Here is a 12836-nt window from a genome sequence, read left to right on the forward strand (position 1 = left end):
CCTCTGTTTCAACCACAACCGCTCACCCTCTCCTAATTAAAGGGAAGACTAGGGGAGACCAAGATTTGATTAACGGTAATGTTTACATCTGGTAGGGCGAGAATTGTTAAATTTTGACCCGCTGTGAATTTTCGCCTCAGCTGATAACCTGTATCTGTCGGTTGTTGATAAACTTCGACAAGTGAGTTAATATCTACTAACCAAACTTCCATGATCTTTGCTTGTGCATATAAGGGGATTTTCTCCTCTCGGTCATACATGACAGTAGAATCACTCACCTCAATTAATAAAAAAATATCCTCAGCTTGGGGGTGTGCGGTTTCATAAAAATCATCTCGGTGTTTGAGTAATGCCACATCTGGCTGAGGTTCTGAGTTATTATTTAATACAACGGGATTTTGAGCAGCAACTATTACCTGTTTCCCTAACAACTGCACCAACAAATTCACTAGTCGATTTACACAAGCTGCGTGTTTTGTCCCAATGGGCGACATCTCCAGAATTTCTCCCCGAATCAGTTCTACTCGGTCATTCTCTGTGAGAATTTCCGACTCAACCATTTTGTGATATTCCTCAACTGTAAATTTCCGTCTTAGCAATTGCACAGACATCATTACCTCGACTTTTTCGCCAGAAGACGATTAACAAAATAATATAACAAAATAATATAAATATGGAGCTAAGCGGATTCGAACCGCTGACCCCCTCAATGCCATTGAGATGCGCTACCAACTGCGCTATAGCCCCGAGTCATGCTTTATTATAATCCCTGAAGATTTGACTTTTGTCAAGCTGGATTTATGATTAATCTCTAATTCTTCAGGATTTTTTAAGACAATTGTAACAAATAGGTCATACAATGCCCCATGAGAAAATAAACAACTAACATAGCCGCCGCCGCCATGGCCACTAAGCCCCCAGCCAGCATTAAGGAAAACTCCTTATGCTGTACGGCTTTTTCCATCAGGTGCAAAGACCACGCCACTAGTGCGATGTCAAATAATAAAATTACAACCAACATAACATTTCTTCATATTTATTCATACTTATACACCAATCTTAACACTATTTCAGAAAACTGGATTGAACTTGTGATAAATCTGGTTAAATTTCCCTAAAATTTTGAACCTTAAGATAACAACCTGACTGGTACCGAGCGATCGCGTAAATACTCCTTAATTTCCCCCACACTTAATTGGCCGTAATGTAGTAATGATGCGAGTAACGCCGCTTCCGCCTTCCCCTGAGTTAAGGCGGTGTAGATGTGTTCACAATTACCAGCGCCACCGGAAGCAATCACAGGAACTTGTACAGATTCCGCGATCGCCCGCGTCAGTGCTAAATCATAGCCAGCTTGAGTTCCGTCAGCATCCATACTCGTTACTAGTAATTCTCCTGCGCCGCGTTTTTCCACTTCCTGTGCCCAAAGTAAGGCATCTAAACCAGTATTTTCCCTACCACCGCGGACGTAGACATCCCAGCCCGGATTTTCCGGGGCAATTCTGCGCCTGGCATCAATAGCAACAACTATGCACTGATTACCAAAGCGATCGCTAGCCCGATTAATCAAGTCTGGATCACGTACCGCTGCCGAATTAATACTAACCTTATCCGCCCCGGCTCGTAACAAAGCTTTAACATTTTCTAAGGATTGAATCCCACCACCCACAGTCAAAGGAATAAACACCTGTTCAGCAGTGCGGTAAACCACATCAATAATTGTGTCCCGATCTTCATGAGTAGCGGTAATATCGAGAAACACTAACTCATCAGCACCAGCCTCATTGTAAACTTTAGCCAGTTCCACCGGATCCCCCGCGTCTTTGAGATCGACAAAGTTAACTCCTTTAACAACCCGTCCCGCCTTCACATCTAAGCAAGGTAAGATTCTTTTAGACAACATAATAAATTTTTCACTCCTGGCTAATCATCTGGAATTTAAATTCTAAATTGACCTGTGTAATTCTCAGCAAAAAAAATTTTTTTTTGCTCTAGCCATGGTGGTTTAATCCTCAAACAGTCCTGAACTCAAGGTTGATAGCTGAATTATGGCGATAATCTCCTCGAAAAAACAGCCTCAAGAACCCAACGGGAAACCAAATCAGCCTACCCCGCGTCGCAGTGCATCTGACCAGAAGATTTTGCAACCGTCGGTAACAACTGACGAACAAAGTCACCCAGAAGAGAGTATCAGACCACAGCGATTTGCCGACTACATTGGACAGAAAGACTTAAAGGACGTGCTAGATATTGCCATCAAAGCAGCTAAATCAAGGGGTGAGGTGGTAGATCACTTACTGCTATATGGCCCTCCGGGATTGGGAAAAACAACAATGGCAGTAATTCTAGCATCGGAAATGGGAGTAAACTACAAAATTACCAGCGCCCCCGCCCTAGAACGTCCCAGAGACATTGTAGGCTTACTGGTCAACCTCAAACCTGGGGATGTCCTGTTTATTGATGAGATTCACCGCCTTTCCCGGATGACAGAAGAAATTCTCTATCCAGCCATGGAAGATTATCGCTTAGATATCACCGTTGGTAAAGGTTCTGGCGCTCGCATTAGAAGTATACCACTGAACAAATTTACCCTAGTGGGAGCCACAACCCGTGTAGGCGCTCTCACCTCACCCCTCCGCGATCGCTTTGGCTTAGTGCAGAAACTGCGGTTTTATGAAGTGGAGGAACTCAGCCAAATTATTTCCCGCAGCGCCGAGTTACTCAAAACCCCCATAGCAGCAGATGGTGCCACAGAAATTGCTCGTCGTTCCCGAGGTACCCCCCGGATTGCTAATAGATTACTTAAACGAGTCCGTGATTACGCCCAAGTGAGAATATCAGGTAAGATTACAGCAACCGTCGCCGCCGAAGCACTGGAACTATTTCAAGTAGACCCCTGCGGTTTAGATTGGACAGACCGCCGGATGTTGAGTGTGATCATTGAACAATTCAACGGCGGCCCAGTAGGATTAGAAACAATTGCCGCCGCTACCGGTGAAGATACCCAAACCATTGAAGAAGTTTATGAGCCTTACCTGATGCAAATTGGCTATTTAAGCCGCACTCCCAGGGGACGCACCGCCACCACCGCCGCCTACAAGCATTTGGGACTCAAGCCCCCTAATGAACAGTTATCTATGCTGTAATTGGGGGAAAATAAGGAAACTGAGAACTGGAAATTAAGGTAAATCTGGATGGTAAAATTAATTAGTATTTTGTTGAGTTTATTACTAGTATTCACCTGGAGTACACCAGCCATGGCAGTATCCCCAGGAGCAAGTATTACTCAAGAACAGCTAGAACAAGGCAATCAACTAGCTAATAAAGCTTTAGCAGCTACAAATAAAGGTGATTTTGCCACTGCGGAAATTTACTGGACACAAATTATTGAGCAGTTTCCCACTAATGCAGGTGCATGGAGTAACCGGGGAAACTCCCGGGTCAGTCAAAATAAATTAGCAGCAGCACTCACAGATTACAACAAAGCTATAGAATTAGCCCCCGATGCAACTGACCCCTATTTAAACCGTGGTGCAGCTTTGGAAGGGTTGGGGAAATGGCAAGAGGCGATCGCCGATTATAATCATATATTAGAACTTGACCCTAATGATGCCATGGCATACAATAACCGCGGTAATGCCAAATCGGGTTTAGGACAATGGCAAGAGGCGATCGCCGACTATCAAAAATCCGTAGAAATAGCCCCTAACTTTGCCTTTGCGCGGGCTAACTACGCCCTGGCCCTGTATGAAACCGGTCAAACCGACCCCGCCATCCACGAAATGAAAAACATAGTCCGCAAATATCCTAAATTTGCTGATATGCGCGCCGCCCTCACCGCCGCTTACTGGGTAAATGGTAACAAAGGGGAAGCCGAAAGTAACTGGGTAGCAGCCTATGGCCTGGATAATCGTTACAAAGATATAAACTGGGTCAAAAATATCCGCCGTTGGCCGCCCAAGATGGTAGCAGCTTTAGATAAATTTTTGCATCTTGAGTAATCAACAATTTATTTCTTACCAGATACTGCTAAGTCCCCGACTTCTTTAAGAAGTCGGGAATCTGATGGAAAAGTTTAAATTTTCCCCATTTGCTCTTGTAGTAATTCTCCTATTTTGACCGGATTGAGCTGCTCAACGTTACTTAAAACTACCGCTGCACCTGCTGTTAGTAAAGTTTGAGTATAAGCATGACTATGGGCAGCTGTGTCTTGGACGTGGGGCGGTAAAATTCCTACACCAATCCAATCCCGGTGAGGATGAATTTCTCTAGCTTTGTTGACCGTATACATATCAGCTACAGTATCTCCCACATAGATAATTGTGAGATTATTAACTTGATTTTCTAACATTTCCACGGTGGTAAACAGTCCTGTAGGGTCTGGTTTACCCGGTGCATCTTCCATGGCAATTAACACTGGTGACTGTAAACCCAGACGTTTTTGTAAAACATAGGTAGCAGAACCACGGGTAGCACCACTAAAAAATCCCCAAGCAATTCCAGCGGTGGTGAGGTTTTCTAAATAACTCGGTTGTAATAATAATGGTTCGTTACATATATACCCTGTCCAGTTCTCTGGGTCTGTACCGCGATAACGAGATTGGAAAAAGGCAACTATGGCATTGTAATCTAGTTGCAACTGCTGGCGAGTTTTCCCTTGGGATTCACAGTAGCGGTAAATAAATTCTTGGGAAGCTTCCCAATCATTATTCCATAGTCCTTCAGATTTGAGCTGATCAATGTCTCCGGGTGTGGGACGATAGGCGCTGTTGGTGAAATGCTCCACAGTATCCGCTAAAGCCCGACGGTAGGAGTTACCAACATCGCGCACCACGCCGTCAATATCGAAAACAACAACAGTTTTTACTGAAGATTTTGCCATCATAGGAGATTTTCTATTTTATGAGGTTATGGTAGAGCAATTTGTGACCACTATTTAGTCAATAAGTGAGGTATTGCGTTAGAATAAGCGATCGCATAGCACATACAGTGTAAGAATCCCCTGATATTCCCCGGAGGTGTGATTGACCCAATTTATTCTGAAAATTCTGTGGTTAGATGAAAACGTTGCCCTAGCAGTGGATCAAGTTGTAGGCAAAGGTACAAGTCCTTTGACTAAGTACTTTTTCTGGCCTCGCAATGATGCCTGGGAAGAGTTAAAAAAGGAATTAGAAGCTAAACACTGGATTAGTGATTTAGATCGCGTCGAATTGCTCAATAAAGCTACAGAAGTGATTAACTACTGGCAAGAGGAAGGCAGAAGACGACCGATGGCAGAAGCTCAATTGAAATTCCCTGAAGTTGCTTTTACAGGTAGCGCCTAAATATTACTTATGTTTTTAGATACAGTAAGTTTACTGCGGACAAGTACTATATAAATCACAAAAAGACTTGTGGGGTGGGTAGGAAAGCCCGCCCTTCTCAGCCCATAAAATTTGCTGTATCTTGAAATGAGCAGCGCCCCAGGCGCTGTTTTTACGATTGGGAATGCGTATGAGCAACGGATTTCTCACCCATAGGCACTTGCTAGCCACAATACAAAGCTTAAACAAAATATTATCTGTAATTTAGCTTGATCGACAAATAGAAAGACTACAATCAAAACGGACAAATTAGCACTGTAACAAAGGAGGATTACAAAGCTATGTCCGATTTAAACCGAGGAATTATGAAATTCAAGGGTGCCGATTCCCCCAGAGTAGTCACCATCTCTACTGTGCTACTCTTGGGTTCCATTGCCGCCTTAATTATATGGGCTTTACAAGCCGCCTATGCGCTAAACTAAGCCATTAGGAACTAAGATGGACACTGGCAACAACGGTTGATTCCGCAGCCACGTGTCCACCGACCAAGATAGATTAAAACGTCTTCGCTACCATAATGATTCAATCTTGGGGTGTCCTCGTTATTTTAATTGCTTGTCCCCTCTTGGGGTCTTTGCCAATTATTGCTTGGATTACCTATGCCCTGAAGGGTAGAAAATTATCACAAATTGGTACTAAAAACATCAGTGTCTCAGCCGCTTTTTATCACGGCGGCACATGGGTAGGAATCCTCGCGGTTATTTCAGAAGCCGTCAAAGGCATGGGCGCAGTTTTGCTGTGCCGTGTGTTTTTTCCCCCTGGATCCCCTTGGGAATTAATTGCTCTCATCGGCTTAGTCTTAGGGAGATATGGGGTGGGTAGAGGGGCTGGGACAACCAATGTTGTTTGGGGGATCCTGGTACATGATCCCCTGGTGGCAATATTTACAAGTTTATTGGCTATTATCAGTTTTATAGTTCTGCGATCTAGGCAATGGGTAAAATTCGGAGTTTTATTCCTGTTTCCTTGGTTGATGTTAGTCCTGAATATTGAGGATATACCCAAAATAATGGCGGCTGTGACCCTAGCGGGAGTATTGGGGTGGATTTATACAAAAATTCCCGATGACCTGAATTTACCAGCACCGGAGACTGATGCAGAGTCACAAGCAGCTTTTGCATATTTACGCGGGAATCACCGGATTTTTTGTTTAGATGACGAGTTGGATGCAAATGTGGTGGGACACAAAGCCGCAACATTATCTGAAATTAATCGCTGGGGCTATCCAGTACCTAAAGGATGGGTAATTTCCCCGGTTGATGATCCGGAAAATTTGATGGCAATTATTCAGCCTTCTCATCTGTCTCCTTTGGTGGTGCGCTCCTCTGCTATCGGAGAAGACTCTGAACAAGCTTCTGCAGCCGGACAGTATACAACAATTTTGAATGTTACTACCACCGAGCAATTACGAGATGCGATCGCCCAAGTACAAGCTTCTTACAATCATCCGTCTGCTGTACAATATCGTCGCGATCGCGGTTTACCAGATATGGCCATGGCTGTGCTGGTACAACAACAAATTCCCAGTGTGTATTCTGGTGTAGCTTTCAGTCGCGACCCCATTAGCCAACAGGGGGATGCAATTGTAATTGAGGCTTTACCAGGTAGTCCCACTCAAGTGGTTTCTGGTAAGGTGACACCAGAACAATATCGCGCCTTTGTGGTGGAAACAGAGAATGTTTCCTCTGTGCAAGTGGTGGGGGAAATGTCCCGACAGGAAGTAGAAGTACCACAAGCATTAATCAAACAAGTAGCATATTTAGTCCGCCAACTAGAAAAACAGTATCGCGGGGTACCCCAAGATATGGAGTGGACTTATGATGGTCAAAATCTCTGGGTTTTGCAGTCTCGACCTATTACTACTCTATTGCCCATCTGGACGAGGAAAATAGCCGCCGAGGTCATTCCTGGTGTGATTCATCCGTTAACTTGGTCGATTAATCGCCCCTTAACTTGCGGAGTTTGGGGAGATATTTTTACCGTGGTTTTGGGCGATCGCTCCTGGGGATTGGATTTTACCGCAACTGCTACTCTCCACTATTCCCGGGCTTATTTTAATGCTTCCCTGCTAGGAGAGATTTTTTTACGGATGGGTCTACCACCAGAAAGTCTGGAATTTCTCACTAGGGGGGCGAAGATGAGCAAACCGCCCTTAAAGTCCACTTGGGATAATTTACCAGGGTTAATGCGGTTACTCACGCGAGAACTGAGCTTAGAAAAAGACTTTAAGCAGGATTATAGTAAAAAGTTTCTGCCTAGTTTGTCAGAATTAGCACATGAATCAATAGAAGAACTGACAGCAGCCCAGTTATTGGAGAGAATAGATTATATTCTGGAATTACTACGCACTGCAACTTATTACAGCATTTTAGTACCCTTGAGCGTGGCTTTAAGACAGGGTATTTTTCGCGTTAAAGATGGGGAAATTGATCACAGTATAGCTCCGGAGGTAGCAGCATTGCGATCGCTGACTGCTTTAGCCGCACAGGCGAAACAGCAATTACCTGACTCGAAACCGGATCAAGTCTTTGAAGAATTGGCGCAAACACCAGAAGGAGAGAAAATTCTCGATGAATTTAACCAATTGCTGGAAGATTACGGTTATTTGAGTGATGTGGGCACAAATATTGCTGTTCCTACCTGGAAAGAAAACCCCCAACCCATCAAGGACTTGTTTTTACAGTTATGGCAAAATGCAGCAGAGACGGACAAACCGGTGAGGTTGACAAAGCGCAAACGGGGTGTAGTACAGCGCCGGGTAGATATTAAAGGACAAGTTACCGAAATTTATTCTCGTTTCTTAGCTGAATTGCGGTGGCGATTTTTAGCTTTAGAGCAAGCTTGCTTAAAATCCGGCTTAATCCAGCAAAGTGGGGATATCTTTTTTCTAGAGTTGAACGAAGTCCGGCGTTTAGTAGCAGGCGATGATATTGAACTGAGGGAAGATTTATCTGAGATAGTAGAATTTAGGCGATGGCAATTCCAGCAAGATAGTGAATTTCATCAAATCCCCCTTTTAGTTTATGGTCATACACCACCCCATCCCCTTCCTCCCTCCCCACTGTACTCAGACCAAGTATTACAGGGTATTCCCGCTAGCCACGGTCAAGCGGAGGGTCGGATTAAGATAGTACGAGACTTGCAACAATTACCAGAAGTAGACCGCCACACAATCTTAGTAGTACCTTATACAGACTCAGGCTGGGCACCTTTGTTAGTTAGAGCAGGAGGCTTAATTTCTGAAGCTGGCGGAAGACTGTCTCACGGTGCTATCGTAGCTCGTGAATACGGTATTCCCGCTGTGATGGATGTTTATAATGCTACAGTGAGACTAAGAGATGGGCAACGGGTACGCATAGATGGGTCAAGAGGAATTATCGAATTGTCTAACAAGTTGAGATCAGATTGAAGGAGTGTGTTCTGGTTTCCAGTCAGCAGTTGAGTCCTCCGTGATCTGAGCTAATGCCAGAACCGCAAAATCTTGGTAAGCTGATGTCTAATATCTACAGCACTAAGATTGAGATGATTTAATCCCAACGCTGTATTTTCAGAGAACCAACTAGAAAATGGCTCTTAATCAATCCAGTCTCAAAGAGGATAGTGATGTCGGTGGGAATACGCTACAATTGGCAGAAAGCAGAGATTCAGGCGATATACAACCAGCCATTCCTAGAGCTGATTTATCAGGCTGCTAGCGTGCATCGTCAATATCATGACCCCAGAAAAATACAGGTTTGTAAGCTGATATCAATCAAAACTGGCGCTTGTCCCGAAGATTGTGGTTACTGCGCCCAGTCTTCCCGTTATAAAACTGAGGTAAAGCCCCAAGCACTGCTAGAAAAGGAAACAGTTGTTAACATTGCTCAACAAGCTAAAGCACAGGGTGTGAGTCGGGTTTGTATGGGTGCTGCTTGGCGGGAGGTGCGGGATAATTCGCAATTTGAAACAGTGCTGGACATGGTGAAAGAAGTCACGGATATGGGTCTAGAGGTGTGCTGTACTCTGGGAATGCTCAACACAGACCAGGCCAAACGCCTAGAAGCGGCCGGACTATATGCTTATAATCATAACTTGGATACTTCCCAGGAATATTACAATACTATTATTACCACGAGAACTTATGGCGATCGCCTCAATACAATTGACAATGTAAGACAAACAAACGTCACTGTTTGTTCTGGGGGTATCCTGGGTTTAGGCGAAAGTGTCGAGGATCGCGTGGGGATGTTACAGACACTGGCGAATTTACAACCTCATCCCGAGTCAGTACCGATTAATATTCTGTCCCAAGTCCCGGGTACGCCCCTAGAAAATCAGCCAGATGTCCCCATTTGGGAAGTAGTGCGCATGATTGCTACAGCCAGAATTATTATGCCAACTTCTGATGTGCGTCTGAGTGCAGGTAGGGCGAGACTTTCTCAAGTGGAACAAGCTTTATGTTTTATGGCTGGGGCTAATTCTATTTTTTCCAGCGATGATCAGAAAATGCTCACTGTCACTACCCCCTGTCCAGATTACGACGCTGACAGACAAATGCTGAATTTGCTGGGGTTAGAAATGCGTCCCCCCCAGCAAAGACCCCAACAAGTGACAACTCCCGCAGTTGTGGGATAAACTCACCCCCAACCCCTCCCCCAAGGGACGGGAGGAGGGGCAAAAAATAGGGTAATTCTAGAAAACCCAGAATCACCCCAGTTTTAGTTAAACTGCAACCAAAGTTAGTTAAGCAAAAGCAGCAGTTCTGACATCGTTGTTTGTCAAAATCTCTTGCAATTCCTCAGCATCTACTGTTTCTTTCTCCACCAGCATTTTGGCGATTTCATCCAGAATGTGGCGGTTGTTAACCAATACTTCCTTAGCACGTGTATAGGCTACATCAACGAGTTTACGCACTTCTTCGTCAATAGCAGCAGCAGTTTCTTCGGAGAAATCACGCTCTGACATGATATCTCTGCCTAAGAACATATTACCTTGCTGACGACCTAAGGCCACTGGACCGAGGCGATCGCTCATACCAAAGCGGGTAATCATCTGACGGGCCACACGGGCTACTTGTTGCAAGTCGTTAGAAGCACCTGTGGTAACTTCTTCATCACCAAAGATTAATTCTTCAGCCAGACGACCGCCTAAAGCTACCGCCATTTGATTTTCCAGATAAGCACGGCTGTACAACCCTGTATCCATGCGGTCTTCACTGGGAGTAAACCAAGTCAAACCACCAGCACGACCGCGGGGAATAATGCTGATTTTTTGTACTGGGTCATAGTCGGGCATTAAAGCACCCACTAAAGCGTGACCAGCTTCGTGATATGCTACTAGGGTTTTGCGCTTTTCGCTCATTACCCTATCTTTTTTCTCTGGTCCAGCTAAGACGCGATCAATGGCATCATTGATTTCATCCATAGCAATTTCAGTTAAATTGCGCCGTGCTGCTAAAATTGCAGCTTCGTTGAGCAAGTTGGATAAATCCGCACCGGTAAACCCAGGAGTCCGACGGGCGATTTTATCCAGGTCTACATCCTTGGCTAAGGTCTTACCACGGGCGTGAACTTTAAGAATTTCGCTACGTCCTGAATAGTCGGGACGGTCTACAACCACCTGACGGTCAAAACGACCAGGACGCAACAGAGCAGCATCTAAGACATCAGGACGGTTGGTAGCGGCAATAATGATAATACCGGTATTGCCTTCAAAACCATCCATTTCGGTGAGTAACTGGTTGAGGGTTTGTTCCCGTTCATCGTTACCACCGCCTAAACCTGCACCCCGTTGACGACCTACCGCGTCAATTTCATCGATAAATACAATACAGGGGGCGTTGGTCTTAGCTTGCTCAAACAAATCGCGGACGCGGGAAGCACCCACACCTACGAACATTTCTACAAACTCAGAACCGGAGATAGAAAAGAAGGGTACACCAGCTTCACCAGCTACAGCACGAGCCAAGAGGGTTTTACCTGTACCAGGAGGACCTACTAACAATACACCTTTAGGAATTTTTGCCCCTACTGCGGTAAAGCGGTCGGCGTTTTTGAGAAAGTCTACTACTTCGTTTAATTCCAGTTTGGCTTGGTCAATACCGGCGACATCACCGAAGGTAACTTGAGTTTGGGGTTCCATTTGCACTCTGGCTTTGGATTTACCAAAGTTCATAGCTTGGTTACCAGGACCACTTTGAGCGCGACGTAGTAAGAAGAATAAGCCAACCAGAAGTAATACAGGGAAGAATAAACTGCTCAGTGCTTTGAACCAAAATCCTTCATCAGTTTGGGGGAGAACAGAAATATCAACGCCCTTGTTACTCAAATTAGTGATTAAGTCAGGGTCATTGACTAAATTCACAATCTTTTTGTCACCGTCTCTGGAGGTAACAAGTGCTGTAGAGCGGTCTGCACTCAGACTGACTCTATCTACTCTGCCTTTGTCAACTTCTTGAATAAATTGACTGTATCGCCATGTTTCTCTAGTTTGAGGTTGTTTGTCAAAGAATGCTGTTCCTAAAGCGATGACAACTATAAAAAGCAGTGCATAAAGCCCCGCATTTCTCCATCTTTTATTCACTGAGGTCTATCCTCCTGTATTTTGTGTGAGTTAGCGTAGCTTCTCTAATATGAGAGGGCATTATTAAGAATTATGTTAACTTATCTTAAGGTATAACATAACATGACGGCTGTCATGTTAGAAAAGCTCTCTGATTTGTTCCAAACTAAAATGGTAAGGATTATATTGTAGAGACCCTATAGGCTGGTGAACCGTATGTATGGGGATAATTTCTACCACACTATTAGTGTAGGCGATCGCTTCAAATCCCCTGACTAATTCGGCATTCCAGGGCGACTCATGCACCATGGGCAGATGATTGAGCAATTGCGATCGCACAATTCCCGGTAATATTCCCTCTGTGAGTGGTGGTGTCCACCAACTACCATTTTGCCAGCCCCAAAGGTTACCTGTGGTAGTTTCAAGCCAATTACCTGCGCCATCGATGAAAATGGCCTCCTGAGAATTTAACTGTTGGGCGTGAGTCCTCCCTAACCAAGCACTCAGGTAGTTACCAGTTTTATGAGCAGGAAGACTGCGATACAAGTTCGACATTGCCAAAGTTGTGGTAATACCGTGTTTTTGCTTGGTGATTAAATCTGGTGGTAATAACCTCCCAGTTATCCACTCCCTCCCATCTGCAAACAGGGTAATTCTGAGAATGGGGAAATTTTCCGCCAGAATTTCTGCACCTTGACGCACCAGATTCCAGCTTGGTTCTCGCCAACCAAAAGCTTGTACTGATAATAGTAGGCGATGGCAATGTGCCACCCAGTTAGTTAAACTACTATCGAGGCTTTGCTCATAAACCCGCATTGTTGTAAATACCGTAGCCCCATAAAGTAACCCCGGGTCATGAATATCTAATTCTAGGGTTTGAGATTTTCTGAGTTTGCCATGGTACCAATAAATAAAACTAACCTCCCTGGGGGT

Annotated in this window: 12 protein-coding genes and 1 tRNA gene; 6 read left to right on the forward strand and 7 right to left on the reverse strand. The window is 44.6% G+C overall.

The annotated features are described in order from the left end of the window. Window positions 1-32: 32 nt before the first annotated feature. The 4 genes from NWP21_RS00110 to hisF all read right to left on the reverse strand — a co-directional run bounded on the left by NWP21_RS00110 (window position 33) and on the right by hisF (window position 1903). Window positions 33-611 carry a Uma2 family endonuclease gene (locus tag NWP21_RS00110; RefSeq protein WP_280791178.1) on the reverse strand — a complete coding sequence of 193 codons (579 nt, stop codon included), beginning with the start codon at window positions 609-611 and terminating at the stop codon, window positions 33-35. A gap of 63 nt (window positions 612-674) precedes the next feature. After that, window positions 675-747: transfer RNA gene (locus NWP21_RS00115), tRNA-Ala, on the reverse strand. 82 nt (window positions 748-829) lie between these two features. Further along, the gene (locus NWP21_RS00120; protein WP_200988426.1) at window positions 830-1021 is read right to left on the reverse strand and encodes a hypothetical protein; all 192 of its coding nucleotides are present in this window, start codon (window positions 1019-1021) and stop codon (window positions 830-832) included. A 108-nt stretch (window positions 1022-1129) separates the two neighbouring features. Continuing rightward, a complete protein-coding gene (gene hisF, locus NWP21_RS00125; protein ID WP_271730543.1) occupies window positions 1130-1903 on the reverse strand; it encodes an imidazole glycerol phosphate synthase subunit HisF in 774 nt (257 codons plus the stop codon). Window positions 1904-2048: 145 nt separating this feature from the next. On the opposite strand from hisF, the gene ruvB reads away from it, so the two are divergent. Together ruvB and NWP21_RS00135 are read left to right on the forward strand one after the other, a co-directional pair. After that, window positions 2049-3146 (forward strand): Holliday junction branch migration DNA helicase RuvB, encoded by a 1098-nt coding sequence (gene ruvB, locus NWP21_RS00130; protein WP_280791155.1) that lies wholly within the window; start codon window positions 2049-2051, stop codon window positions 3144-3146. 48 nt (window positions 3147-3194) lie between these two features. Next, on the forward strand, window positions 3195-4001 hold the full coding sequence (locus tag NWP21_RS00135; RefSeq protein ID WP_280791156.1) for a tetratricopeptide repeat protein: 807 nt from the start codon (window positions 3195-3197) through the stop codon (window positions 3999-4001). 74 nt (window positions 4002-4075) lie between these two features. On the opposite strand, the gene NWP21_RS00140 is transcribed toward NWP21_RS00135, so the two are convergent. After that, window positions 4076-4885 (reverse strand): TIGR01548 family HAD-type hydrolase, encoded by an 810-nt coding sequence (locus NWP21_RS00140; RefSeq protein ID WP_280791157.1) that lies wholly within the window; start codon window positions 4883-4885, stop codon window positions 4076-4078. 139 nt (window positions 4886-5024) lie between these two features. On the opposite strand from NWP21_RS00140, the gene NWP21_RS00145 reads away from it, so the two are divergent. The 4 genes from NWP21_RS00145 to bioB all read left to right on the forward strand — a co-directional run bounded on the left by NWP21_RS00145 (window position 5025) and on the right by bioB (window position 9977). Then, complete coding sequence (locus tag NWP21_RS00145; protein WP_200988431.1) at window positions 5025-5324, forward strand: 30S ribosomal protein PSRP-3; 300 nt, start codon at window positions 5025-5027, stop codon at window positions 5322-5324. A gap of 320 nt (window positions 5325-5644) precedes the next feature. Beyond that, window positions 5645-5785 (forward strand): hypothetical protein, encoded by a 141-nt coding sequence (locus NWP21_RS00150; protein WP_271730551.1) that lies wholly within the window; start codon window positions 5645-5647, stop codon window positions 5783-5785. Between the two features lie 95 nt (window positions 5786-5880). Continuing rightward, window positions 5881-8772, forward strand: coding sequence for a glycerol-3-phosphate acyltransferase (locus tag NWP21_RS00155; RefSeq protein WP_280791158.1), 2892 nt, complete (start codon window positions 5881-5883; stop codon window positions 8770-8772). 194 nt (window positions 8773-8966) lie between these two features. Further along, entirely contained in the window at window positions 8967-9977 is a 1011-nt protein-coding gene (gene bioB, locus NWP21_RS00160; RefSeq protein WP_280791159.1) for a biotin synthase BioB, read from the forward strand. A 108-nt stretch (window positions 9978-10085) separates the two neighbouring features. Here the strand turns inward: bioB and ftsH3 are convergent, their stop codons facing one another. Together ftsH3 and NWP21_RS00170 are read right to left on the reverse strand one after the other, a co-directional pair. Beyond that, complete coding sequence (gene ftsH3 / locus NWP21_RS00165; RefSeq protein WP_280791160.1) at window positions 10086-11924, reverse strand: ATP-dependent zinc metalloprotease FtsH3; 1839 nt, start codon at window positions 11922-11924, stop codon at window positions 10086-10088. Between the two features lie 117 nt (window positions 11925-12041). After that, window positions 12042-12815, reverse strand: a complete 774-nt coding sequence (locus NWP21_RS00170) for an aminotransferase class IV (RefSeq protein ID WP_280791179.1) — start codon at window positions 12813-12815, stop codon at window positions 12042-12044. Window positions 12816-12836: the final 21 nt, after the last annotated feature.

Source organism: Anabaenopsis sp. FSS-46, assembly GCF_029891665.1.
GTDB lineage: Bacteria > Cyanobacteriota > Cyanobacteriia > Cyanobacteriales > Nostocaceae > Anabaenopsis > Anabaenopsis arnoldii.